This is a genomic window from Rhodococcus sp. ZPP (assembly GCF_017656075.1).
In the GTDB taxonomy this organism is placed as follows: Bacteria; Actinomycetota; Actinomycetes; order Mycobacteriales; family Mycobacteriaceae; genus Rhodococcus_F; species Rhodococcus_F oxybenzonivorans.
In genome coordinates this window covers 4,147,014-4,170,937 of record NZ_CP058638.1, presented here as the reverse complement: position 1 = coordinate 4,170,937, position 23,924 = coordinate 4,147,014, and the positions used below count along the sequence as shown (strand labels likewise).

At 67.1% G+C, this 23,924-nt stretch carries 21 protein-coding genes; 9 read left to right on the top strand and 12 right to left on the bottom strand.

Annotation, left to right across the window (positions count from 1 at the left end):
- Nucleotides 1–16: 16 nt before the first annotated feature.
- From HYG77_RS19750 to HYG77_RS19725, 6 genes are read left to right on the top strand one after another with little or no spacing between them, the layout of a single operon-like run.
- On the top strand, nucleotides 17–1,585 hold the full coding sequence (locus HYG77_RS19750; RefSeq protein WP_208960317.1) for a long-chain-fatty-acid--CoA ligase: 1,569 nt from the start codon (nucleotides 17–19) through the stop codon (nucleotides 1,583–1,585).
- On the top strand, nucleotides 1,582–2,637 hold the full coding sequence (locus HYG77_RS19745; RefSeq protein ID WP_109333673.1) for an MBL fold metallo-hydrolase: 1,056 nt from the start codon (nucleotides 1,582–1,584) through the stop codon (nucleotides 2,635–2,637). Before HYG77_RS19750 ends, HYG77_RS19745 begins: the two co-directional genes overlap by 4 nt.
- 10 nt (nucleotides 2,638–2,647) lie before the next feature.
- Nucleotides 2,648–3,409, top strand: a complete 762-nt coding sequence (locus HYG77_RS19740) for a crotonase/enoyl-CoA hydratase family protein (protein ID WP_208960316.1) — start codon at nucleotides 2,648–2,650, stop codon at nucleotides 3,407–3,409.
- A complete protein-coding gene (locus tag HYG77_RS19735; RefSeq protein WP_208960315.1) occupies nucleotides 3,406–4,209 on the top strand; it encodes an enoyl-CoA hydratase-related protein in 804 nt (267 codons plus the stop codon). Before HYG77_RS19740 ends, HYG77_RS19735 begins: the two co-directional genes overlap by 4 nt.
- Nucleotides 4,210–4,213: 4 nt before the next feature.
- Complete coding sequence (locus HYG77_RS19730; RefSeq protein WP_109333677.1) at nucleotides 4,214–5,089, top strand: LysR family transcriptional regulator; 876 nt, start codon at nucleotides 4,214–4,216, stop codon at nucleotides 5,087–5,089.
- Nucleotides 5,090–5,093: 4 nt separating this feature from the next.
- Nucleotides 5,094–5,981 carry a LysR family transcriptional regulator gene (locus HYG77_RS19725; protein WP_109333679.1) on the top strand — a complete coding sequence of 296 codons (888 nt, stop codon included), beginning with the start codon at nucleotides 5,094–5,096 and terminating at the stop codon, nucleotides 5,979–5,981.
- Nucleotides 5,982–5,984: 3 nt separating this feature from the next.
- Here the strand turns inward: HYG77_RS19725 and HYG77_RS19720 are convergent, their stop codons facing one another.
- Together HYG77_RS19720 and fabG are read right to left on the bottom strand one after the other, a co-directional pair.
- Nucleotides 5,985–7,196: an acetyl-CoA C-acetyltransferase gene (locus HYG77_RS19720; protein WP_109333681.1), complete on the bottom strand. Its 1,212-nt coding sequence runs from the start codon at nucleotides 7,194–7,196 to the stop codon at nucleotides 5,985–5,987.
- A gap of 39 nt (nucleotides 7,197–7,235) precedes the next feature.
- Entirely contained in the window at nucleotides 7,236–7,976 is a 741-nt protein-coding gene (gene fabG / locus HYG77_RS19715; RefSeq protein WP_208960314.1) for a 3-oxoacyl-ACP reductase FabG, read from the bottom strand.
- Between the two features lie 198 nt (nucleotides 7,977–8,174).
- Between fabG and HYG77_RS19710 the strand changes: the two genes are divergently transcribed.
- A complete protein-coding gene (locus HYG77_RS19710; RefSeq protein ID WP_109335389.1) occupies nucleotides 8,175–9,338 on the top strand; it encodes an acyl-CoA dehydrogenase family protein in 1,164 nt (387 codons plus the stop codon).
- Between the two features lie 60 nt (nucleotides 9,339–9,398).
- Here HYG77_RS19710 and HYG77_RS19705 read toward each other — a convergent pair whose 3' ends face one another.
- The 4 genes from HYG77_RS19705 to HYG77_RS19690 are packed head-to-tail and all read right to left on the bottom strand — an operon-like array spanning nucleotide 9,399 to nucleotide 14,309.
- Nucleotides 9,399–11,006 (bottom strand): AMP-binding protein, encoded by a 1,608-nt coding sequence (locus tag HYG77_RS19705; RefSeq protein ID WP_208963450.1) that lies wholly within the window; start codon nucleotides 11,004–11,006, stop codon nucleotides 9,399–9,401.
- A 51-nt stretch (nucleotides 11,007–11,057) separates the two neighbouring features.
- On the bottom strand, nucleotides 11,058–11,822 hold the full coding sequence (locus tag HYG77_RS19700) for an SDR family NAD(P)-dependent oxidoreductase (protein WP_208960313.1): 765 nt from the start codon (nucleotides 11,820–11,822) through the stop codon (nucleotides 11,058–11,060).
- Between the two features lie 31 nt (nucleotides 11,823–11,853).
- Nucleotides 11,854–12,987: a thiolase family protein gene (locus HYG77_RS19695; protein ID WP_109333687.1), complete on the bottom strand. Its 1,134-nt coding sequence runs from the start codon at nucleotides 12,985–12,987 to the stop codon at nucleotides 11,854–11,856.
- Entirely contained in the window at nucleotides 12,984–14,309 is a 1,326-nt protein-coding gene (locus HYG77_RS19690; protein ID WP_208960312.1) for an MFS transporter, read from the bottom strand. The genes HYG77_RS19695 and HYG77_RS19690 overlap by 4 nt, the downstream gene beginning before the upstream one ends.
- 310 nt (nucleotides 14,310–14,619) lie before the next feature.
- Between HYG77_RS19690 and HYG77_RS19685 the strand changes: the two genes are divergently transcribed.
- Both HYG77_RS19685 and HYG77_RS19680 read left to right on the top strand, forming a co-directional pair.
- Complete coding sequence (locus HYG77_RS19685) at nucleotides 14,620–15,813, top strand: acyl-CoA dehydrogenase family protein (RefSeq protein ID WP_208960311.1); 1,194 nt, start codon at nucleotides 14,620–14,622, stop codon at nucleotides 15,811–15,813.
- A gap of 16 nt (nucleotides 15,814–15,829) precedes the next feature.
- Complete coding sequence (locus tag HYG77_RS19680; protein WP_109333693.1) at nucleotides 15,830–16,987, top strand: acyl-CoA dehydrogenase family protein; 1,158 nt, start codon at nucleotides 15,830–15,832, stop codon at nucleotides 16,985–16,987.
- A 19-nt stretch (nucleotides 16,988–17,006) separates the two neighbouring features.
- Here HYG77_RS19680 and HYG77_RS19675 read toward each other — a convergent pair whose 3' ends face one another.
- The 6 genes from HYG77_RS19675 to HYG77_RS19650 all read right to left on the bottom strand — a co-directional run bounded on the left by HYG77_RS19675 (nucleotide 17,007) and on the right by HYG77_RS19650 (nucleotide 23,914).
- Nucleotides 17,007–17,993 (bottom strand): TAXI family TRAP transporter solute-binding subunit, encoded by a 987-nt coding sequence (locus HYG77_RS19675; RefSeq protein WP_208960310.1) that lies wholly within the window; start codon nucleotides 17,991–17,993, stop codon nucleotides 17,007–17,009.
- A complete protein-coding gene (locus HYG77_RS19670) occupies nucleotides 17,990–19,408 on the bottom strand; it encodes a HAMP domain-containing sensor histidine kinase (RefSeq protein ID WP_208960309.1) in 1,419 nt (472 codons plus the stop codon). Before HYG77_RS19670 ends, HYG77_RS19675 begins: the two co-directional genes overlap by 4 nt.
- 1 nt (nucleotide 19,409) lies before the next feature.
- Entirely contained in the window at nucleotides 19,410–20,069 is a 660-nt protein-coding gene (locus tag HYG77_RS19665; protein WP_208960308.1) for a response regulator transcription factor, read from the bottom strand.
- A gap of 16 nt (nucleotides 20,070–20,085) precedes the next feature.
- Nucleotides 20,086–21,453 (bottom strand): MFS transporter, encoded by a 1,368-nt coding sequence (locus tag HYG77_RS19660; protein ID WP_109333700.1) that lies wholly within the window; start codon nucleotides 21,451–21,453, stop codon nucleotides 20,086–20,088.
- A 137-nt stretch (nucleotides 21,454–21,590) separates the two neighbouring features.
- Entirely contained in the window at nucleotides 21,591–22,745 is a 1,155-nt protein-coding gene (locus HYG77_RS19655) for a CoA transferase (RefSeq protein WP_208960307.1), read from the bottom strand.
- Nucleotides 22,742–23,914: an acyl-CoA dehydrogenase family protein gene (locus HYG77_RS19650; RefSeq protein WP_208960306.1), complete on the bottom strand. Its 1,173-nt coding sequence runs from the start codon at nucleotides 23,912–23,914 to the stop codon at nucleotides 22,742–22,744. The genes HYG77_RS19655 and HYG77_RS19650 overlap by 4 nt, the downstream gene beginning before the upstream one ends.
- Nucleotides 23,915–23,924: the final 10 nt, after the last annotated feature.

Below are 23,924 nucleotides of genomic sequence, written 5' to 3'. Positions count from 1 at the left end.
TTCGAGGAGAGCATTTGTGAGTGGGCTGCATCTTCCCCAACGCATTCGGCACCATGCCGCCGAACGCCCCGACGCGCCGGCGGTGACGTGGGGAAACACCACCCTCACGTTCGCGGAGTTCGACCGGCGGACGACTCGTATCGCGTCAGCGCTGTCGTCGTTGGCATCCGGTTCCGGTGCACGTGTCGGGGCGTTGCTGCGGATGCGCCTCGAGGGTGCGGAGTGCTTCGTCGCCGCCGCCAAGTCCGGGCTCGTGTTCGTGCCGCTGAATTGGCGCCTGCCCGCCGCCGAGGCTGCGGCGATCGCCGTCGACGCGGCGCTCGAGGTGCTGATCGTCGAGGCCGAGTTCGCGAAGACGGCCGAAGCAGTACGCGAAGCGCTTGCCGGTCTGGTCGTCGTACTCGTCGACGACGTGTCGGAGGGAATCCTTCCGGGGGTGTGGACGTGGGATCGGCTCGCCGCTTCGGGCAGCGACACCGACCCGGGGCTGGGCGACGATCCGGACGCGGAGTTGCTTCAGCTGTATACGTCGGGCACCACCGGCGCACCCAAAGGTGTGGTCGCGACGCACCGCAATCTCCACAACGAGCCCGAGGCGCTGCGGATCTACCGGTGGCGCACCGACTCGGTGGCCCTCGACGCCCTGCCGTTGTTCCACATCGCCGGGGCAGGGTGGCTGAGCACCAGCCTGTCCGCGGGAGTGCACGTGGTTCTCCTCGACGCCTTCGACGCGGGCCACGTCGCCGAACTCGTCGAACGGCACCGCATCACCCATGCGTTCCTGGTTCCCTCGGCGATCCAGATGCTGCTGGACCTACCGGGGCTCGGCGAGCGCGACCTGTCCAGTCTCCAACTGATCGCCTATGGTTCGGCGCCGATCACTCCCACCCTGTTGCGCCGCGCCCTCGACCGGTTCGGCTGCGCCTTCGTGCAGCGGTACGGGATGACGGAGACGACGGGATCGGTCACGGCACTCACCGCCGAGGACCACGATCCGGCCGGTGACCGTGCCTACCTGCTGCGCTCCGCCGGCACGCCGATGCCGGGCGTAGAGCTGGCGATCCGGGACATCGCCACCGGCGCCGATCTCCCTGCCGGGGTGTCCGGCGAAATCGTCTGCCGCTCGCGCAACAACGTCACAGGTTATTGGCACCGACCGGACGAGACAGCGCGACTCTTCGCTCCCGACGGTTTCTTGCGCACCGGCGACATCGGGCATCTCGACGCCGACGGATATCTGTTCGTCACCGACCGGGTGAAAGACATGATCATCACCGGGGGTGAGAACGTGTATCCGATCGAGGTGGAGTCGGTGCTGGCCGAGCATCCCGCGGTGGCGGAGGTCGCCGTGATCGGTGTTCCCGACCGGACGTGGGGTGAAGCCGTCACCGCCGTGATCCGGGTGGCCGACGGCGCCGACCCGACCGTCGCCGAACTTCTCGACTTCAGCGCCGGGCGGCTCGCGTCGTACAAGAAACCGCGGCACATTCGATTCGTGACGGCGCTGCCACGCAACGCCGGCGGCAAGGTCCTCAAGCGCGCGTTACGCGAAAACCTCAGTGCGGCGGAGGGGGTGCCGTCGTGATCGTCACCGAAGAGGTCGGCACCGTTCAGCGCGAGGCGTGGGCCCGCGGGGTGCTGCCACCGGTCGAGAGCGTGCGCCCGGGGTTGTGGTCGATTCCGGTGCCGATGCCCCGAAACCCGTTGCGCTACGTGCTGATCTACGCACTGGCGCTCCCCGACGGACTCGCGCTGATCGACGTCGGCTGGGACTCCGAGGAGTCATGGCTGGCTCTCTGCGACGGTATCGCACAGACAGGGCACCACGTCACCGACGTCCGGTATGCCGCCGTCACCCATCTGCACCCCGATCACTTCGGTCTCGCACCGCGGCTGCGGGAGATGAGCGGCGCCGCCCTCGCGATGCACGCTGCGGACGCTACACTTCTCGGCCACCGCACCCCGGACGACGAGACCGCCGACGAACGGACGTGGGAAATACAGCTCGACCGGCTCGGTGCACCTGCCGGGGTTCGCGCCGCCGCCCGTGTCGATCTGGTCCGATTCGGCCCCGGCGAGTACATCGACGTGGTGCTCGACGACAGCGTTTCGCTGAACCTGCCCGGCTGGGATCTGCGGGCGGTCTGGACACCGGGCCACACTCCTGGCCATCTGACCTTCGTGGACGAACGCCACGGACTGCTGTTCAGTGGCGACCACATGCTGCCCCGCATCAGTCCCAACATCTCCACAATCCCCGGCGAGCTGGACAACCCGTTGCACCGTTACCTGCTCTCGCTGCACACCACCACCACCATGCCGGACGGACTGGTGCTACCCGCCCACGAGTACCGCTTCCGCGGCATCGCCGACCGGGCGCAGCAGCTGATGAGTCACCACGAGGAGCGGTTCACGGAAATTGTCGCCGCCCTCCGCGACCGCCCCGAGTCGACGGCGTGGGAGATCTCGACGAACGTGTCGTGGTCGCGCCCGTTCGATTCCATGTCCGACCGTCTCCTGCGTCTCGCGGTTCGCGAAACGCATGCCCACCTGCTGGTACTCGCCGGCCGCGGACACATCCGCTCGCTCGGCGGCCATCCGGAACGCTGGTCACTTCCCATCACCCCGACACCGTAGAAGGACACCCATGAACGTGGTTCTCACCGATTTCGCCGACGGCGTCGCTGTCATCACCCTCAACCGCCCGGAAGCGAAGAACGCCGTCGACCTCGAGGTCGCCAAGGCCCTCGCCGCCGCCGTCGACGAGTTCGAAGCGCGCCCCGACCTCACCATCGCCATTCTCACCGGCGCCGGCGGGACATTTTGCGCCGGAATGGATCTCAAGGCCTTCTCCCGCGGCGAACGCCCGTCACTGCCGGGGCGGGGCTTCGGCGGGCTCACCGAGGCCCCACCGACGAAGCCACTGATCGCCGCCGTGGAGGGTTGGGCTCTGGCCGGCGGGTGCGAGCTGGCGTTGTCGGCCGACATCATCGTCGCGGCGAGGGACGCCAAGTTCGGAATTCCCGAGGTGAAGCGCGGATTGGCCGCAGCCGCAGGCGGTTTGCTGCGGCTACCCAAGGTGCTGCCCTACCCGATCGCCATGGAGATGGCGATCACCGGCGACCCGCTCACAGCGGAAACGGCCCACGCGCACGGCCTCGTCAACCACCTCACCGAACCCGGCGAGGCACTTTCCACCGCACGCGCGCTCGCCGCGCGCGTCGCCGCCAACGGTCCCCTCGCGGTCCGGGCCACCAAGCAGGTCGTTGCGATGGCTGCCCGGTACACCGACCCCGACGCGTTTGCCGCGCAGCGGCAGTACCTCGACCCGGTGTTCGCATCCGAGGATGCGCAGGAAGGTGCGCGTGCATTCGCCGAGAAGCGCTCACCCGTGTGGTCCGGCCGATGAGCGGGGACACGGTATCGGTGACCCGCGACGGCGCTGTGGCCACCGTGACTCTGAATCGGCCCGCCCGCATGAACGCGCTGACCCTGGACGCGTTCGTCGAGTTCGAGGACGCTCTGCGTGTGCTCGAAGCGGAGCGTGACATCCGTGCGGTCATCGTCACCGGTGCCGGCGGCAACTTCTGCACGGGCGCCGACGTCGAACGACGGACTGGACAGCATCCTCTCGACCGGATGCGGACGATCAATTCCGTCGCCGCGACCCTTGCCGAATTTCCGAAGCCGGTGATCGCCCAGGTGGAGGGTTACGCCGTGGGTGCCGGGTGGAATCTCGCCCTGCTCTGCGACCTCGTGGTGGCCTCCACCACCGCGAAGTTCAGTCAGATCTTCGCGAAACGGGGACTGTCGGTCGACTTCGGCGGGTCGTGGGTGCTTCCCCGGCTCGTGGGGTTACACCAGGCCAAGCGCCTGGTGATGCTCGCCGACATGGTCGACGCCGCCGAGGCCCACGCTCTCGGACTGGTATCGGTGCTCGCCGAACCCTCCGAGCTGCGGACGGTGACGCAGGACCTCGCGCGCCGGCTCGCCGCCGGACCGCCCGTCGCGGTGACGCAATCGGCCCGGTTGCTCGAACAGGGGTCGTTCTCGTCGCTGCGCGAGGCGCTGGACAACGAGGCGCGAGCGCAGGCCGTCAACTTCGCAACCGATGCGCCGGACGCCTTCCGGGCGTTCGCCCTGAAACGCCCTCCCGCGTTCACCGGCGAATGGGTAGTGCCGGGCGCGACCACGGCTTCCGTACGATGACCGGGTGGACCTGCATCTCGTCACCTATTTCGTCGCGGTAGTCGATCACGGCGGGATCACCAGGGCGGCGCAGTCCCTGTACATCTCCCAACCGTCGCTGTCGCAGGCCATTCGCACTCTCGAACGTCGCCTCGGGGTAACCCTGTTCGATCGCACGGGCCGACGGCTCGAGCTGACCGAGGCGGGCCGGACACTGGACGTGGCGGCGCGGCGCATCCTCACCGATGTCGAACGGGCGAAGGCGAAGGTGGCGGCGGTCCGTGAACTCGAATCCGGCCGGGTCGACGTGGTCACGTACTCGGCGTTCTCGATCGACCCGATCGTCGGACTGGTCCGCCGATTCCGCCGGCAGTATCCGCGGATCACGGTCCGCATCATCGACAGCGACGGCCCTACCGGCGTCCTCGGGGCGTTGCGACGCGGTGAGGCGGAGCTCGGGGTGATCGACCTGTCCGTGGATCACAGTGCTCTGCTGTCGGTCCCGATCGGCGAGCAGGAGCTGGTGCTTGCCGTGCCCGACCAGCTCGCAGCCGCCCTTCCCGACCCCGTACCCCGCTCTGCCCTGCGTCAGGTCCCGTTGATTCAGGACCTGGGTGACAAGAGTGACGCGGCGCTGATCTTCGAACTCCTCGGGGAAAACACGGACAACGTCGTCATCGACTGCTCGCATCCGAGCGCCACCTGGGACCTGGTCCAGCGCGGGGCGGGAGCGACCGTCCTTCCCCGTGTCGTCGCCGAACAGGAACTGCGCGGTGTGACGATCCGGTCGTTGTCACCGCGGTTGACCCGGCCCGTCGGCCTGGTGCAGCGCTCCGGACCTAGTTCGCCGGCGGCCGCAGCGTTCGTCGCGAGCGCACACGACACGTCGACAAGGGGCTGAGCACATGGAGTTACGTCAGGTCGAGTACTTCCTCGCCGTCGTCGAGCACGAGGGCATAGGCGGTGCCGCCGCATCATTGGGCGTCGCCCAGCCGACCATCTCCCAGGCATTGCGGGGTCTCGAGCGGGAACTGGGCGTGCAACTGTTCCATCGCATCGGCCGGGGCATGGTTCTCAGCGCCGCCGGACGAAGCATGGTGGGCCCGAGCCGCCAGATCCTGCGCGACGTCACCGCCGTCGAGGATCTGCTCGCCACCGCCGACGGAGAACTCGCCGGCCGCCTCGACGTGATGGCGTTTCCCGCCCTGGTCCTCGGCCCGCTCGTCGACCTGGTCGCCGAGTTCCGGCAGGCCTACCCGAAAGTGGCGGTGCGGTTCGGTGAGCTGAAATCCGAAGCACAGGCCGCCTCCCTGATCGAGGACGGGCACTGCGAGTTCGTCGTCGCACACCTGCCCCTCGACGAAGACGGCCTCGACGTGGTGGAGCTGGGTGAGCAGGAGTACTGGCTCGTGTATCCCGCCGACACCGAGGTCCCGGACGGACCGGTCCCGCTGTCCGCACTTCCCAAAGTGCCCATGGTGTTCGTGCCCCGCGGTCACTCCCTCGCCGACGAAATCGAAGAGGCGATTCGCCACGCGGGGGCACGGCCGCCCCTGGCCGTGTTGTCCGATCACCGGGAGGCGCGACTTCCCCTGGTACTTGCCGGAATCGGCGGCACCCTGGTGGAGAGGTCGATTGCGGAGTCGGCCCGCGACCGCGCGATCGTGCGCGAAGTAGAGCCCAGATTCGCCCGGAGATTCGGGATCGCCTTCGATCCGGAAACGCTCTCCCCCGTGGGACGCGCGTTCGTGGAACTCATCCGCGCGCGTGGCACAGGCCCACAGGGGAATTAGCGTCTACGCCACTCGTTCGAACACTGCGGCCAGGCCCTGCCCACCACCGATGCACATCGTCTCGAGCCCGTACCGCGCGTCACGGCGATCCAGTTCCCGGGCCAGGCTTGCCAGCATCCGTACACCCGTCGCACCGACAGGATGACCGAGGGAGATTCCGGAACCGTGGACATTGGTGCGATCCAGATCCGCTGCGCCGAAATCCCATTCGCGCATCACGGCCAGCGCTTGCGCCGCGAACGCTTCGTTGAGTTCGATCAGGTCGATGTCGGAGAGGGCGAGCCCGGCCTTGCGCAGCGCGACCTCGGTGGCCGGGACCGGACCGATGCCCATGATCTTCGGTGCGACACCGGCCGCGCCCCAGGACACCATACGCACGAGCGGACGCAGACCGAGCCGTTCCGCGGTCTGCATCGTGGTGACGAAACACATTGCTGCAGCGTCATTCTGCCCGCTGGCGTTGCCGGCGGTCACAGTGGATTCCGGATCGGTCTTGCCCAGAATCGGTTTCAGGGCAGCCAGCGATTCGAGTGAGATGTCGGGACGAGGATGCTCGTCGGTGTCGATCACCTGCTCACCGGCGCGGCTGCGCACGGTCACCGGCACAATCTCTTCGGCGAGGATGCCGTTCTTCTGGGCCGTTACGGCCCTGGTGTGTGAAGACACCGCGAGCTCGTCCTGCTCGGTGCGTGAAATGCCGTATTCGCGGCGCAGGTTTTCCGCCGTCTCGATCATTCCCCCGGGAACCGGGTAGAAGCGGCCGCCCGCGGTGGACCGGGCGCGCACGAGGCTGTCGTGCATCTGCACACCGGATCGCGCTCCACCCCAACGCATATCGGTGGAATAGAAGGACGCGTTGCTCATCGACTCGGTGCCCCCGGCTACCACGAGGTCGTTGTCACCGGCCGCCACTTGCATCGCCGCCTGGATGACGGCCTGCAGACCGGATCCGCATCTGCGGTCGATGTGCATGCCGGGCACGGTGATCGGTAGCCCCGCATCCAGCGCTATTACACGGCCGATGGCAGGCGCCTCACTGTTCGCGTTGCAGTGGCCGAGGACGACGTCCTCGATGTCGGACGGCTCGACGCCTGTGCGGTCGAGCAGTCCTTTCAGAGCAGCGACACCGAGATCGACGGCGGTGAGGGACTGGAACATGCCGCCGTACCGTCCGATGGGAGTGCGGACGGGTTCGCAGATGACGACTTCACGCATGATGGCCTTTCGGGGAAATGTCGGGAGGGTGGGTGCGCGTCACATGAAGCGTCCACCTGTGACTTCGAGGACCGTGCCGGTCATGTACGACGAGAGGTCGGAGGCGAGGAACAGGGCAACGTTCGCTACCTCGCCGGCCTCGCCTGCACGCCCCATCGGGATTTCGCTCATCTTCTGGTCCCACGCCTTCTGCGGCATGGCCTCGGTCATGGCCGACCTGATGAGTCCCGGCGCGATCGCATTGACCCGGACGCCGTGATGGGCCAGCTCCTTGGCCGCAGCTTTGCTGAGCCCGACGATGCCCGCCTTGGCCGCCGAGTAGTTCGTCTGCCCCACCATGCCGACCTTGCCGGACAGCGAGGAGATGTTGACGATGGCGCCGCGCTTGGCCTCCCGCATGATGGCGGCCGCCTTGCGCGTCCCGTTCCAGGTACCCTTCAGGTGCACGTCGATGACCAGGTCGAAGTCGTTTTCGGTCATGGTGCGCATGGTCGCGTCGCGGGTGATGCCGGCGTTGTTGACCATCACGTCGAGCGAGCCGAAGCGTTGGACGGCTGCGCCCAGCATCTCGTCGACCTGCTCGGCGTGCACAACGTTGCATCGGACGGCGTGGGCGACGTCCGCGCCACCGAGCTTGTCGGCTGCTGCCGTGGCGGCGTCGAGGTCGAGGTCACCGATCACCACACGGGCGCCGGCCTCGACAAAGGTCCGGGCGATTTCGAAGCCGATACCCTGAGCGCCTCCGGTGACGACGGCGGTGCGGTTGGCGAGCAGTTCCATGGAAGTCCTTTCGACATGACGAGTGCCCTCCCGCCACTCGGGGGTTTCCGGCACCAGCCGAATATATCGGCGCAGAACCCTCCTGGACGGGTCGGAATCATCGGGATCTCCTATGGCGGCGTGGTCCGATTCGTATTGGACATGCGGCGACTACCATCCGACAGTGACTTCATGACAACTTTGCAGGCCGGTGATTCCATGACCACATCTCAGGTCGGCGACGACGATTTTCAGGACATCCTCGCCCAGACGCGCAGTTTCGTTCGCTCCGCTGTGGTTCCCCGCGAGCAGGAGATCATGGATGCCGACGCGATCCCCGACGACATCCGCGAGGCTGCCAAAGCGATGGGGCTGTTCGGGTACGCGATCCCGCAGGAGTGGGGCGGACTCGGCTTGGACCTGACGCAGGATGTGGAACTGGCGATGGAGCTCGGTTACACGTCGCTGTCCCTGCGCTCCATGTTCGGTACCAACAACGGCATCGCCGGGCAGGTGCTGGTGGCGTTCGGCACGGACGAGCAGAAAGAGACGTGGCTCGAGCGCATCGCGTCGGGCGAGGTAGTGGCGTCGTTCGCGCTCACCGAACCGGGCGCGGGGTCGGATCCCGCGGGACTGCGCACCAAGGCGACGCGGACCGGCGACGGCTGGATCATCAACGGCGAGAAGCGGTTCATCACCAATGCACCACTCGCGGACCTGTTCGTCGTGTTCGCCCGCACCCGCCCCGCAGACGCGGACGGCACCGGCATCGCCGTGTTCCTCGTCCCCGCCGACGCCGACGGAGTGCAGGTAGGCGCGAAGGACCGCAAGATGGGCCAGGAAGGGGCCTGGACCGCGGACGTGCATTTCACCGATGTGTGCGTGCCTGATTCCGCTCTCGTCGGGGGAAGCGAGGACGTTGGCTACCGTGCCGCGATGACGTCGCTGGCGCGCGGCCGGGTGCACATCGCCGCGCTGTCGGTGGGTGCGGCCCAGCGCGCACTCGACGAGTCGGTGGCGTACGCCGCCACCGCTACTCAGGGCGGCAGCGCGATCGGCGACTTTCAGCTGGTGCAGGCCATGATCGCCGATCAGCAGACCGGCGTGATGGCGGGGCGGGCACTCGTCCGGGACGCCGCCCGGGCGTGGGTGTCCGGTGAGGACCGGCGCATCGCGCCGTCGGTCGCCAAGCTTTTCTGCACGGAAATGGTGGGCAAGGTCGCCGACCTGGCGGTGCAGATCCACGGTGGCACCGGGTACATGCGGGACGTCCCCGTCGAACGCATCTACCGTGACGTCCGCCTCCTGCGCCTCTACGAGGGCACCAGCGAGATCCAGCGGCTCATCATCGGACGAGGCCTGGTCAAGCGCGCGCAACGCTGAACGAACAACGACGGCCCCCACCGCTGAGAGCGGTTGGGGGCCGATAACTTTCGCGGTCCTCTAGGTAGCCGCGACCTCGAGCAACTTCCGCAGAGTCGTTTTGAGGATCTTTCCCGCCGCCGACGTCGGCAACTGTTCGACCACCACCACGTCACGCACCTTCTTGTACGGCAGCACCCGCTCGGCCACGAACGCCGACACCGCATCCGGATCGACCGCCGCCCCCGGCATCGGGACGACGAACGCCACCGGCTCCTGACCGACGCTGCCGGCCTCTCTGCCGACGACGGCAGCGGAGGAGACGTCCGGGTGCGAGACCAAAATCTCCTCGAGCTCACGCGGATACACGTTGTAGCCCTTGTAGATCAGCATGTCCTTGGTGCGGTCGCAGATGAACAGGTAACCGTCCTCGTCGACGTACGCGATGTCACCGGTATCGAGCCAGCCGTCGACGTACTGCTGCGCGGTGATCTCGGGCTGATTCAGGTAGCCGTCGGTAACCTGCGGGCCGCGGACCCACAGCTTGCCGCGGGTGTGGGCGTCGAGTACGGCCCCGGAATCGTCGGCCGCGCGGATCTGCACTTCGGTGTCGAACACCGGCAGACCCACACTCCCGAGCTTGTATGCGTCGGCTCCGGTCAGCGGCGCGGACGCGATAAGACAGGTGCCTTCCGTCAACCCGTACCCTTCGACCACTGTCGCCGAGGGGAACGCGCGGCCGAGTGCCTCGAGTGTGACGTGGTCGATCGGGGCCGCACCGGAGGAGACGACGCGCACCGAATCGGTGTTCCGGGTCGCCGCGTCGGGATGAGTGGCGACCGCGTGCCACATTGCCGGGCTTCCCGTGATGTAGGTGGCACGGTGCTTCTCGATCAGTTCCAGCATCCTGCCGGGTTCGAAACGGCCGGCGAACACCTGAGTCGCCCCGCAGAGCAGCAGGAACGACATGTTGATGAGGGCGTGGGCATGGAACAGCGGCGACACGACGACCGTCGCCCCGACCCCGGGTTCCACACCGCGATCCCCCGGTTCCGCGAGAGGTCGCAACTCGATACCACCGTCAGCGCTGGCGAGCACCGCGTGTCCCGCTCGCCAGGCGACCATCTGGATCACGTTGGCGAGGACGTTGCGGTGCAGTACCCGAACACCTTTCGACAATCCGGTGGTGCCGCCCGTGTAGGCGAGGTGGGCCACGTCGTCTCCGATCACCTTCGAAGGGAACGGTGTGGCGACGTACCCGCGGACGAACTCGTCGAATCCGAACTGACCGCGACCTCGCCCGGCGGGCAGTCCCGCCACCACGATCGTGCGGACGGTGGTGCCGTCGGCAGCCGCGGTGAGGTTGTCCAGTTGCCCGGGCTGGGTCACGGCCGCGACCGCACCCGTGTCCACGATCTGTGTACGGAGTCCCGGCACGGGTTGCAGCGGGTTGACCAGCGTGACGGTCGCGCCGGCCCGCAGGGCGCCGTAGTACGCGACCACGAACTCGATGCAGTTGCCGAGGTGCAGGAGCACCACGTCACGCTCGGTCACACCTGCGTCCCGCAGCGCCGACGCGAATGCACCCGACCGCTGGTCGAGTTCACGGTAGGTGCACACCGTGTCGCCGTCGACCACCGCGGCCCGGTCTCTGTACAGGGCCGCCATGCTGGGCGGAAAGGCCGCCATGGTCAGTTCCGGGTAGTGCAATACCGGCTTGTTCACGTGGGTCCTCACTGGTCAGCGGGGTGCCATGCGGATGGCACCGTCGAGGCGGATGGTCTCACCGTTGAGGTAGCCGTTCTCGAGGATGGAGCAGGCGAGTTGCCCGAACTCACTGGGCTTGCCCAGCCGCGACGGGCTGGGTACGGATTTCTCGAGCGACGCCCGCACGTCTTCGCGCAGTCGCGCGAGGAGCGGGGTGTCCATGATTCCCGGGGCGATGGTGCACACCCGGATGTTTCGGCTGGCCAGATCCCGCGCCGCCGTCACGGTCATACCAACGATGCCCGCCTTCGACGCCGTGTAGTTGATCTGGCCGATCTGACCTTCGAATGCCGCGACGGAGGCGGTCAGCACGATCGCGCCGCGCTCGCCGTCGATCTCGTCGTGGCGGGCGATTCGTTCCGCTCCCAACCGCAGAGCGTTGAAGGAGCCGACGAGGTTGAGGCGAATCACGAACTCGAAATCCTCGAGTGAACCGGCCTTGCCGTCGTTGTCCAGGATCCGCATTCGTCGTCCCGCGCCGGCGCAGTGCACGATGCCGCGCAGTCCGCCTCGCTCGTCGGCGACATCGAGGGCCGCCGCGAACTGTTCGGGGTCGGTGATATCGGCCGCCGCGAACTGCGCTGCGCTGCCGAGTTCTTTCGCCGCCGCCGCACCCTCGGAGTGGGGAAGGTCGATGAGCGTCACCTGAGCCCCGGCGTCCGCCAGTCGGCGAGCGGTGGCGAGTCCGAGTCCCGACGCGCCGCCGGTCACCGCGGTGGAGATGCCTTTGAGTTCCATTGCCTGTGGGTCCCTTCGGAAAAGTGGTGATTCAGAGAAGTTCGAGAATGGTGGCGTTGGCGAGTCCGCCTGCCTCACACATGGTCTGGAGACCGTATCGGATGCCGTTGTCGCGCATATGATGGACCAGCCGGGTCATCAGGATCGCCCCCGATCCACCGAGCGGGTGCCCGACGGCGATGGCGCCGCCGACCGGGTTCAGCCGGTCCATGGCGGCACCGGTCTCCGCCTGCCAAGCCAGCGGAACCGGAGCGAAGGCCTCGTTGACCTCGAACGCGCCGATGTCCTCGATGGTCAGTCCTGCCCGCGAGAGGGCTTTGTCCGTGGCTGCGATGGGACCGGTGAGCATGATAACGGGGTCGTCACCCACCACCGCGCTGGTGTGTATCCGGGCCATCGGACGCAGTCCCAGCTGCGCAGCCTTGTCACTCGTGGTGATCAACAACGCCCCCGCGCCGTCGGAGATCTGCGACGAGTTGCCCGCGTGGATCACGCCGTCGTCCTTGAACACGGTCTTCAGTTTCGCGAGGGACTCGAGCGAACCACCGCGGCGGATTCCCTCATCACCCTCGAGTACGCCGGGTATCGGTGCGAGTTGCCCGTCGAAGGCGCCGCGGTCAGCGGCACGCGCCGCGAGTTCGTGAGAGCGGAGTGCGTATTCGTCGAGCACCCGCCGAGTCAATCCCCATTTCGCTGCCACCATTTCTGCGCCGGTGCCCTGGCTGAAGCCGTCGACGCCGTACCGGTCGAGAACGGTTGCGGGGAAGTGCTCGCCGTTCTTGCTGGCACTGCCCATCGGAACGCGGCTCATCGATTCGACACCGCCGGCGACGACGATGTCCTCGTGGCCGGCGATTACGGTCGCGGCGGCGAAGCTCACCGCCTGCTGACTCGATCCACACGCCCGGGTGAGCGTGGTGCCGGGTACCTTCTCGGGCCAGCCGGCGGCGAGCACCGCGGTCCGGGCGACGTTGCCCGCCTGCTCGCCTGCCTGGCTGACGCAGCCCCAGATGACGTCGCCGACCTCATCCGGGGAGAGACCGGTACGGGCAACGAGGGCTTCGAGCACGTGGGCCGACACATTGGCCGGATGAATATCCGAAAGGGACCCTCCGCGCCGGCCGATCGGTGTGCGGACTGCGTCGATAATTACTGCGTCATTCATCGTGTGCTCCCCACACTGTCGCCTCGAACCAGTTTCTTGTCGCGTTCCGGGTTGGCCAGGATCAACGCGAGGACGGCGCATACCGCTGCGACCAGACCGAGCGCTTGGAACGCGGTCGCGTAGCCCGCGGCGGGCGAACTGGCGGCGTCGACGATCAGGCCGGTCGCATACGGGGCGACGAGGCCGCCGACCGCCATGATCGCGAGGAACACCCCGAGCGTGCCGGCCGTCTGACGCGGCGGGCAGATCTCGGAGATCGCGGAGTTGAGCAGCGGGAACACCGAGGCGGCGAAACCGTACCCGACCGACACCACGAGCACGGCCAGGGCGGGGGTGTCGATGGACGGCAGGGCAAGCAGGATCGCGCCACAGATGAGCACCCCGACGGCCGGCACGATGATCCGCACGATCCGGGACGTCGAGCCGCGCACCAGGAGGCGGTCGCCGATCACGGAGGTGAGGAGCATCAGGATCAGTCCCGCGATGCTCGGGAAGGCGAACATCGATCCGGCCTGCAGGCGGCTGTACCCGAGGCCCACCTCGAAGTACGAGGGCAGCCAGGTGAGCACCACTGCGACCAGTGCATACACGCTCATGACGAGGAGGGCGCCGCTGATGAACGTGCGTGTCCTGAAGATTCGACTCCACGGTACGGCGGGCTCCTCGGCGTCACCGTCGGCATCGGTGGTCGCGCTCTTGCCACTGCGAATGTAGGGACCCTCGGACCACGCGGTCAGCCAGACTGCACACCACACGACCCCGATCACCGACAGCGCGATCAGGGCGTAGCGCCAGCCGAATGTGACGGTGACGAATGCGAGTGCCGGAGCAACGGCGATCTTCGCGATGGACGCCGCGCCGGCCAACAGTGCGCTGGGCAGTCCGCGTTTTGCGGGCGCGTGCCAGGAGTACGCCCCGGTGTGCAGCAGCGCCGAGCTCGGGCCCTCGGCGAGGCCGAGGAGTAGCCGGCTGCCGAGTAGCACCACGAAGCTTGCGGCGACGACGAGCGGCAGCATGGCCACCGACCAGGCCAGCGCGAGCAGCACGAGCGCCCACCGCAGGGACATCCATCGGTTGAGCACGCCTGCGAAGAATCCGCCGACCGTGAAGGTCAGGAAGAACAAGCTCCCGACCAGACCGATCTGGGAGGAGCTCAGTCCCAGCTCCTGGGCGAGGGGTTGAGCGATGATGCCGAGTACGGCCTTGTCGGCATAGTTGACGACGTAGAGCAACACGAGGAGGGCGGTCAAGCCCCACGCACGGCGGCGGGACTCGGAGCCGATGTCGACGGGTGCGTCGAGGGTGGCGGTGGAGTGGGTCACCTGGTGATCCCTTCGGAGAATGGGTGGTGCAGGTCACAGCGTCAAGCCCATTCAACGGATGCGGGCCCACCCGATCAATACGCACTCGGCGAACGCACCGGCTGCCACTACCTATGGGTCAGGGCCCCCGCAGGTCACAGGCAAATACGAGAAGCATTGGAGTGCGCTATCCGACCGATAGCCGAAGGCCTCTAGCCGCTCCACGGGAAGTCGGGCAAGCTGAAATCCGACCTCGCGGCTCCCGAGGCGCTCGTCCGCGCCCCGGTTCCGCACTCCCCTGCTCGGTACAACTCGTATTCGAAGGACCCCTATGAGCCGCCTCGCCCAGACTCTCGGCCTCACCGAGTTCCAGACCGAGATCATCGACACCGTGCGAACCTTCGTCGATCGCGACGTCATCCCCGTCGCACAGGAACTCGAGCATTCCGACACCTACCCGCAGGCCATCGTCGACAAGATGCGCGACATGGGCCTGTTCGGGCTGATGATCCCGGAGGAGTACGGCGGCCTCGGCGAATCCCTCCTCACCTATGCCCTGTGCGTCGAGGAACTCGCGCGGGGCTGGATGAGCGTCTCCGGGGTGATCAACACTCACTTCATCGTCGCCTACATGCTGCGTCAGCACGGCACCGATGCCCAGAAGGAGCACTACCTGCCCCGGATGGCCACGGGTGAGGTTCGCGGGGCCTTCTCGATGTCCGAGCCGGAACTCGGCTCCGACGTCGCCGCCATCCGCACCAAGGCCAAGCGCGGCGCCGACGGAAACTACGTCATCAACGGCCAGAAGATGTGGCTGACCAACGGTGGCAGCTCCACCCTCGTCGCCGCCCTGGTTCGTACCGAGGAAGGTGCCGCCAAGAAGCACGACAATCTCACCGCATTCCTCATCGAGAAGCCCGCCGGATTCGGTGAGGTGGTCCCGGGCATCACTATCCCCGGGAAGATCGACAAAATGGGGTACAAGGGCATCGACACCACCGAGCTCCTGTTCGACAACTACACCGCCGCGGCCGATGACATCCTCGGTGGCACGCCGGGTCGAGGCTTCTTCCAGATGATGGACGGGATCGAGGTCGGACGGGTCAACGTGTCCGCGCGCGCGTGCGGTGTGGCGATCCGCGCGTTCGAGCTGGCGGCCCGATATGCGCAGCAGCGCAGTACGTTCGGTAAGCCGATCGCGCAGCATCAGGCGATCGCGTTCAGCCTCGCCGAGATGGCGACGAAGGTCGAAGCGGCACATCTGATGATGGTCAATTCCGCACGACTGAAGGACTCCGGCGAACGCAACGACGTGGCCGCCGGCATGGCCAAGTACCTCACCAGCGAGTACTGCTCGGAGGTCACCCAGGCCAGCTTCCGTATCCACGGCGGTTACGGTTACTCGAAGGAGTACGAGATCGAGCGGCTCATGCGTGAGGCACCGTTCCTGCTCATCGGCGAAGGCACCAGCGAGATTCAGAAGACGATCATCAGCAAGGGCGTACTGCGTAGTTACGCACTGTAAATCGAAGGAGAGATCCGTGCAGCGTACGGTGTTCAACGAAGATCACGAGGCGTTCCGGAAGACGATCCGCGACTTCATCGCCAAGGAAGTGGCTCCCGTCCACCATGATTGGGAGGTGCAGGGACATCCCCCGCGTGATTTCTATCGTCGGCTCGGCGAGCTCGGTGTGCTGGGCATCCAGGTGCCTGAGGAGTACGGCGGGGGCGGCGAGAAGAGTTTCAAGTTCTCCGCGGTGGTCGGTGAGGAGACGGCGGCGGCCGGTGTCACGTTCGGCAGCTTCTCGGTGCACACCAATTTGATCCTGCCGTACCTGGTCGAATACGCGAACGATGAGCAGAAGCAGCGCTGGCTCCCGGGATTCGCTTCCGGCGACATCATGTTCGCCATCGCGATGACCGAACCCGGTACCGGTTCCGACCTCGCCAACATCGCGACTTCGGCGAAGCTGTCGGAGGACGGCAGCCATTACGTGTTGAACGGCGCCAAGACGTTCATCACCGGCGGCGCGCTCGCCGACCGCATTCTCGTGGTGTGCCGCACCGCTCCCAGCACGCAAGAGAACCGCCGGGCGGGGCTGTCTATTCTCGTCGTCGACACCACCGCCGAGGGTTTCGCGGTGGGCCGGAAGATCGAGAAGATCGGCCTCAAGGCGTCCGATACCGCCGAATTGTCGTTCACGGACGTCAAGGTTCCGGTCGAGGATCGGCTCGGTGAGGAGGGTGCCGGATTCAGCTACCTCACCCACAACCTGGCGCAGGAGCGGCTGACCATCGCGCTCGGCGCGTCGGCCACCGCCGCGGCCGCGTTGCAACACGCCCTCGCCTACGTCAAGGAACGCAACGTCTTCGGAAAACCGGTGGCAGCATTCCAGAACACCAAATTCGTGCTCGCCGAGTGCGCTACCGAGGTCGAAGCAATCCAGCTGATGGCCGATCGTGCACTCGAACTCCACGACGCCGGTGAACTGTCCGTGCCCGACGCGGCGAAGGTCAAACTTTTCTGCACCGAGGCCGCGGGCCGGGTGATCGACAAGTGCCTGCAGCTGCACGGCGGATACGGTTACGTCCTCGAGTACCCCATCGCACGCCTCTACGCCGACACCCGGGTGTCCCGCATCTACGGCGGCACCAGCGAAGTGATGAAGACGATCATCGCGAAGGATCTGGGGCTGTAACCAGGCGCCTTCGGCGCCCTCAGCCGTGGTGCCGCCGGTATGCCGCGGCGGCACCAGGGTGCAACGGCACTCCGGCGGTGACGATCAACGACTGCCGATCGAGGAACTGGCTGCCCGTCGCCTGTTCCGGCACCAGTTCCGAGGCATGGTCGATCAGCACTTCCACGAGTGCACCGGCAGCCTTGTCGGTCACCGTGCGGCCGGCGAGGAGAAGGTTGGCCAATCCGATTGTCGCGACAGGTGTCTGACTTCCGTACGTACCCGGCGGAATGAGCACGGACTCGTAGCGGGGGCCGAACCGCTGTCGCAGCAAGTCGAGTTCTGCGGACAGATCGAGGAGTCGCAGCGCGATACCCAGGTTTGCAAACGATGGTGTGGGCACTCCGCCCGCCCACAGGACGGCGTCGACGCTGCCTTCGCGCAGAGCGTGGCCTGCATCCGTCATCGACAGGTGCAGGCGTGTGACGTCGCCGGGGCGGCCGAGGCCCAGCACCTCGAGAATTCGTTCCGCGGTGAGTTCTGCGCCTGATCCTCGCGCTCCCAAACTTATTCGTGCTCCGGCAAGTCGGGACGTGTCCTTGATCTCGGAATCGGCGCGCACCGCCAGTTGCATGTAGTTTTCGTACACCTTGCCGATGGCGGTGAAGTCGGCGGCGGCATCTATGGCCGACACCGCGGCAGTGTCCATGGCCGTCAGGGCGGCAGTGTCCATGGCCGTCACCGCGGCGTCGGCGAGGCTCAGGGCGAGCTCTGCTTCCCCGGACGCCAGCGCCGCGAGGTTGTCGACGGACCCGGCAGTCCGCAGCGGGACGATCGTCACGCCCAGGTCGGCGCGCTCCGCGGCAGCAGCGGTCAGCTGTGCGAACTCCCAGAAGAATCCGCCTTCCTCACCGGCGGCGAGTCGCAGCTGTTCACGGGTGCCACCGGAACAGGCGGCGCCCGACCCGGCCGCCGTGGCCACTGCGGTGGCCGCGAGTCCGCGGAGAAGTTCGCGCCGGGAGATCACATCGCCTCCCCGGTGCAGTCGGGCGATTCCGGCAGCGTCACGGTTACCTCGAGACCGTGCGGCTGCGCGGCCGCCACCGTGAGGGAACCACCACCGTTGTCAGCGAGAGCGGTGGCGATGGACAACCCCAGACCGGTGCCCGGCCGGCCGGATCCGGACCCGCGAAAGAAGCGCGAGGACAACTTGTCGACCTCGTCTTCGGACACCCCGACGCCGTCATCGCTCACCCGGATACGGATGCCGGACTCCGTCTTCCGGGTGTCGATTCGCACCGTCGACCCGGAACCCGCATAGGTGTGCGCGTTGCTGAGCAGCACGTCGAGGATCTGAGCGAGCTGACTGGACCGGAAGTCGGCGAACAAGGGCTCGTCGGTGCCGTCCGAGGTCGCGGCCATCCCCGACTCCGCCAGCGCCTCCGCCCACGCGTCGAGCCGGTCGGCGACCACTGCACCGACGTCGCAGCCGCCGTGCGAGGTCTCGGCGGGTGCCTCGGCGACTGCCAATGCCAGCAGTCCGTCGAGGATTCCGCCGAGGCGGTCCACTTCCATACTCGTCCGGCGATAGGTTTCCGCCCCCGCCTCGCGGACGTGCGGGCCGAGAGAATCCAATCGAATATGTAAAGCCGCCAGCGGGTTCCGAAGTTGATGCGCGGTATCGGCGATGAGTCGGCGCTGTGCGTGGGCGGAAGCCTGAACGGCGCCCGCCATGGTGTCGAAGGCCCGCGCAAGTTCCTGCACCTCCGGCGGTCCGGTGTAGCGGTCCGCGGAGTTGCCGGCAGTGCGACGGGTCCACGGCTTCGGCGACGGGACGGCGTCCGCGAGGGCAGCGACGCGGGCAGTCAGTGCGCCGAGTGGACGAACGGTCCACCGGGACAGCGCGATGGCCACAGCTGTCACCGCCACCAGCGCCGCGAGCGCTCCGGCGGTGATCATCAGCCACGACGTCCGGATCGACTCGCGCGCCGCTCGGGTGGACACCTCGAGGACGACGGCGCCGTCGACCTGCGCCCCGGTGCCGACGGGGACGGCAGAGAGGACACGGTCCGCCGACCACGGTGTCAGCGAACCGCCGATGCCCTTCTTCTGATTTCGGAGTCCGGCCGTGATCGCCTCGCCCACGCCCGGGTCGGCCGGCGACAGTCCCGCTCCGGCGCGGACGCCGCCCCGAGCGTCCACGATGAGAACCCCCTCGCCGTACAACTCGTGGTAGCGCGCCACTTCCTCCCGCAATAACGCAGCGCTGCCGGGGGCCTGCGTATGCCCGGCGAGGCTGGCGAAATGTGTAGCATCCGCCTCCCGGCTCAAGCGGAGGGCCTGCGTTCTCCCGGCGCCGGTGGCCAGAGCGAGGGGAACCGCGAACGCCACCACCGCGAGGGCCGCGAACACCAGCAGGACGGCGAGCACCCGTCGCCGCACGTCAGGTACCCCAGCGGTAACCGTACCCGCGGATAGTCGAAATGAGGCCTGGCCGAGCCAGTTTCGCTCGCAGTCCGGTCATGTGCACGTCCAGGGTGCGTGAGATCGCCACATAGGCATCGCCCCACACTGCGTCCATCAGCTGCTGGCGGCTCACCGCGGCGCCGGGCCGGGTGACGAGGACCTCGAGAAGCTCGAACTCCTTGGTCGTCAGCGCGATCGGTTCGCCTGCGACCTCCACTTCGCGTGCCGCCAGGTCGACCATCACGTCGCCTTCGGTGATCTGCTGCGAGGCCGGCCGTTCGGCGGCTCGGCGGCGCTGGGTCACCACGTCGAGCCTGGCCAGCAACTCCGCGAGCCGCGCCGGTTTGACGAGGTAGTCGTCCGCCCCGCCGCGCAACCCGCGGACCACCGAACGCTCGTCGTCGCGGGCGGTGAGGATGACGACCGGAACGTCGCTGACGGCCCGCAGTTGCCGGAGCACATGCAGGCCGTCCGCATCGGGGAGACCGAGATCGAGAATCACCGCGTCCATACCGCGATGGCCGAGGAGGAGGTCGGAGCCGCGTCGCATGCGCACCGTGTCGTGGCCGTGGTTCGCCAGCGCCTCCACGAGTGCGTCGCCGACTCCGTCGTCGTCCTCGACCACCGCGATCTGCACTTTCCGTTCCCTTCGATCAGCTCCGCGAGTCGACCAGCTCGACATCGTCGTCCGGGCTGTCGGCCCGGCTGCTCGCCCGGTCGAGCGGCGAACCTTCCGACGTCTCCCGCATGAAGACGTAGACGACGAGCGAGATCGCGATGCATCCGGTCACATAGTAGAAGAAGAGCGATTCGTGACCGGCCCGTTTCAGGGCGAGGGCGACGGTTTCGACCGTGCCGCCGAAAATCGCCAGCGTGAGGGCGTACGGCAATCCGACTCCGAGCGCGCGGACCTTGGTCGGGAACAGCTCGGTCTTCACGATCGCGTTGACCGACGTGTATCCGGTGACGACGGTGAGGCCCAGCATCATCAGCCCGAAGGCAACCAGCGGATTCGACGTGCTACCCAGCACGGTCATGAGCGGGACCGTCAGCAGGGTTCCACCGACACCGAAGAAGATGAGCAGCTTGCGCCGGCCGATGCGGTCCGACAGGGCTCCGCCGAGCGGCTGCAACACGATGAAGACCAACAGAGCCGCAAAGTTGATCCACGCGACCGTGTCCTTGGAGATGCCGGAGGTGTTGATCATGAACTTCTGCATGTACGTGGTGTACGTGTAGAACGCCACACAGCCACCGAGTGTGAGGGCACACACCAGCAGGCACTCGCGTGGGTACTGCAGCAGCATCCGGAGCGAACCTTCCTTCGGCCCGTCGTCCGGGGTGTCTGTGTCACGCTTCGACTCCACCTCGTCGGTGAAAGCCTCGGACTCGTCCATCGTGCGACGCAGCCACATCACCGCGACGGCACCTGCCGCACCGATGACGAACGGAATTCGCCAGCCCCACGACTGCATGGCCTCGGCAGGCAACAGCAGTTGCAGGATAATCTGCACACCCAGCGCGAACAGCTGCCCGGCGACGAGGGTCACGTACTGGAAGCTCGAATAGAACCCGCGCCGACCCGGTGAGGCGACCTCGGCGAGGTACGTGGCGCTGGTGGCGTATTCACCGCCGACCGACAGTCCCTGGAGCATGCGGGCGAGCACGAGGAGCACCGGAGCCACCAGTCCGACGCTGTCGTACGACGGCGTGAGCGCGATGACGAGCGAGCCCGCCGCCATCACGGTCACCGACAAGGTGAGCGCCGAGCGGCGGCCGTGCCGGTCGGCGTACCGCCCCATGACCCAGCCGCCGATCGGCCGCATCAGGAACCCGACTGCGAAAACAGCTGCTGTCGAGAGCAACTGGGCCGTGGTGTCGCCCTCGGGGAAGAACTCCTTCGCGAAGTACACGCTGAACGCCGCGTAGACGTACCAGTCGTACCACTCGATCAGATTGCCGACCGAACCTTTCAAGACGTTGCCGATCACTCGGCGCTCACCAGTCTGTGCGGTGCTCACGTGGACTCCCTCCGATGTCCTGAATCTCTCCGTTCCCACCACAGTGGGGCAGGTCACAGACATTCGGAAGGGTCCGCGGGGGTTCCTAACACTCTCTTAGGAAAGTCCCCCTGTGAGTACTTCTTAACCGCGGGGGGTTAAGAAGTACTCACAGCTGGGGTGTCCTCGCCCAGGAGGGGCGGCGCGCTGCGGTACCTCGCCGGGGTGGCACTGAGCCGGATCGGGTTCGACACCTGCCGCACGGGCGAGTCCCGGCGTGGATCGTCGATCTCGACCACCGGATTCAAGCCGAGCCGCTCGGCCAGCGCGACGGCATCGGCGATGTCGTTGAGCGGCCCGCACGGGACACCCTGCGCGGTCAGCTTCTCGAACCACACGTCCGCGGTAGCCGATGCCAGCGCCTCGGTGAGGTCCCGGACCAATTGTTCGCGGTGCGCCACCCGTTGCGTGTTGGTGGCGTACCGATCGTCGCCGGCGAGGTGCGGAACCCCGAGAACCCGCACCAGAGAGTCGAATTGGCGGTTGTTGCCCACCGCCAGCACGAGCGGGCGGTCGCCGGTGTCGAAGACCTCGTACGGCGCGATGCTGGGATGCCGGTTGCCCATGGCCTGCGGAACGACACCCGCGCCCACATACCCGGACGTCTGGTTCACGAGGGCGGACAGCAACGACGACAGCAGGTTCACCTCGACCCGCTGTCCCTCGCCGGTCCGGTCACGGTGACGCAACGCAGCCAGGATCCCGACCGCGGCGTGCAGCCCGGTGATGACGTCGACGACGGCCACCCCGACCTTGGTCGGGACGCCGGGTTCGGGACCGGTGATGCTCATCAACCCGCCGACGGCCTGGATGAGCAGGTCGTAGCCGGGCAGGTTGTTGTGTCCACCGAACCCCGTCACCGAGCAGTAGACGACGTCGGGATTGGAATCCCGCACCGCGTCGTAGCCGAGACCGAGCCGGTCCATGGTGCCGGGCAGGAAGTTTTCCACCACGACATCCGCCCGGGCGACGAGTTCCCGCGCCTGCTGAAGGTCGGTGGGGCTGCGCAGGTCCCAGGCGACGGACTGTTTATTGCGGTTCACCGATTGGAAGTAGGTCGACTCCTCGCCCACCCACGGCGGTCCCCACTGCCGGGTGTCGTCCCCGACGCCGGCGCGCTCGACCTTCACCACCTCGGCGCCGAGATCGGCGAGGAGCATCGTGGCATACGGTCCGGCCAGCACCCGGCCGAAATCGGCGATCAGCAGACCGTCGAGCGAAGCACGCCGACCCGACTCGAGCGACCCGCTCACCTGAACGCGGCCTCGCCCGTCAACGCCTTGCCGATGGTGAGTTGGTGCACCTCGGACGTGCCCTCGTAAGTGAGTACGGACTCGAGGTTGTTGGCGTGCCGAATGACGGGGTACTCCAACGTGATTCCATTGGCACCGAGAATGGTACGGCATTCGCGGGCGATGGCGATGGCCTCGCGGACGTTGTTCAGCTTGCCGGTGCTCACCTGTTCGGGCCGGACCTCGCCGCGGTCCTTGAGACGTCCGAGATGGTAAGCGAGCAGGTGACCCTTGCCGACCTCGAGCGCCATGTCCGCGATCTTCACCTGAGTGATCTGATAGGCGGCCAACGACTTGTCGAACACCTGACGGTCCTGGGCGTACGAGATGGCGGTCTCGAGGCAGTCGCGGGCGGCACCCATCGCACCGAAGATGATGCCGAATCGGGCCTCGTTGAGGCAGCCGAGCGGACCGGACAGCCCCTTGGCCTCCGGCAGCATTGCGGAAGCGGGCAGCCGGACGTCCTCGAGCACGAGTTCCGAGGTGACGGACGCCCGCAGCGACATCTTGTGCTTGATCTCCGGCGCCGAGAAGCCGGGGGTATCGGTGGGCACGACGAATCCGCGAATGCCGTCGTCGGTGCGCACCCACACGACCGCGACGTCCGCGACGGACCCGTTGGTGATCCACATCTTCGTGCCATTGAGAATCCAGTCCTCACCGTCCCGCTTGGCATTGGTGCGCATCCCGGCGGGGTTGGAGCCGAAGTCGGGCTCGGTGAGGCCGAAGCAGCCGATCGCCTGGCCGGCGGCCATGCGGGGCAGCCACTCCTGCTTCTGGTCCTCGCTGCCGTAGCGGTGAATCGCGTACATCGCCAGCGAGCCCTGCACCGATACCAGGCTCCGGATTCCGGAGTCGACGGCCTCGAGTTCGAGGCAGGCCAGACCGTAGGCGGTGGCGCTCATACCGGCGCAGCCGTACCCCTCGAGGTGCATACCCAGCACACCGAGCTCACCGAGGCCTTCTGCCAGCTCGCGCACCGGCAGCGCCGCGGCCTCGAACCACTCCCCGATGTGGGGGCGGATGCGCTCGTCGGCGAAGCGGCGCACGGTGTCGCGGATCGCGATCTCCTCGGCGTCGAGGAGGGCGTCGAGAGCGAAGAGCTGGGACAGGGACTGTGGGTCGGACATGGTTCCTCCA

What these genes read in the sequence shown, in the direction of transcription:
- HYG77_RS19725 (WP_109333679.1), top strand. Translation starts at nt 5,094, where the DNA reads ATGGAGTTACGTCAGGTCGAGTACTTCCTCGCCGTCGTCGAGCACGAG.
- fabG (WP_208960314.1), bottom strand. Translation starts at nt 7,976, where the DNA reads ATGGAACTGCTCGCCAACCGCACCGCCGTCGTCACCGGAGGCGCTCAG.
- HYG77_RS19740 (WP_208960316.1), top strand. Translation starts at nt 2,648, where the DNA reads ATGAACGTGGTTCTCACCGATTTCGCCGACGGCGTCGCTGTCATCACC.
- HYG77_RS19710 (WP_109335389.1), top strand. Translation starts at nt 8,175, where the DNA reads ATGACCACATCTCAGGTCGGCGACGACGATTTTCAGGACATCCTCGCC.
- HYG77_RS19735 (WP_208960315.1), top strand. Translation starts at nt 3,406, where the DNA reads ATGAGCGGGGACACGGTATCGGTGACCCGCGACGGCGCTGTGGCCACC.
- HYG77_RS19700 (WP_208960313.1), bottom strand. Translation starts at nt 11,822, where the DNA reads ATGGAACTCAAAGGCATCTCCACCGCGGTGACCGGCGGCGCGTCGGGA.
- HYG77_RS19650 (WP_208960306.1), bottom strand. Translation starts at nt 23,914, where the DNA reads ATGTCCGACCCACAGTCCCTGTCCCAGCTCTTCGCTCTCGACGCCCTC.
- HYG77_RS19695 (WP_109333687.1), bottom strand. Translation starts at nt 12,987, where the DNA reads ATGAATGACGCAGTAATTATCGACGCAGTCCGCACACCGATCGGCCGG.
- HYG77_RS19685 (WP_208960311.1), top strand. Translation starts at nt 14,620, where the DNA reads ATGAGCCGCCTCGCCCAGACTCTCGGCCTCACCGAGTTCCAGACCGAG.
- HYG77_RS19705 (WP_208963450.1), bottom strand. Translation starts at nt 11,006, where the DNA reads ATGGCGGCCTTTCCGCCCAGCATGGCGGCCCTGTACAGAGACCGGGCC.
- HYG77_RS19720 (WP_109333681.1), bottom strand. Translation starts at nt 7,196, where the DNA reads ATGCGTGAAGTCGTCATCTGCGAACCCGTCCGCACTCCCATCGGACGG.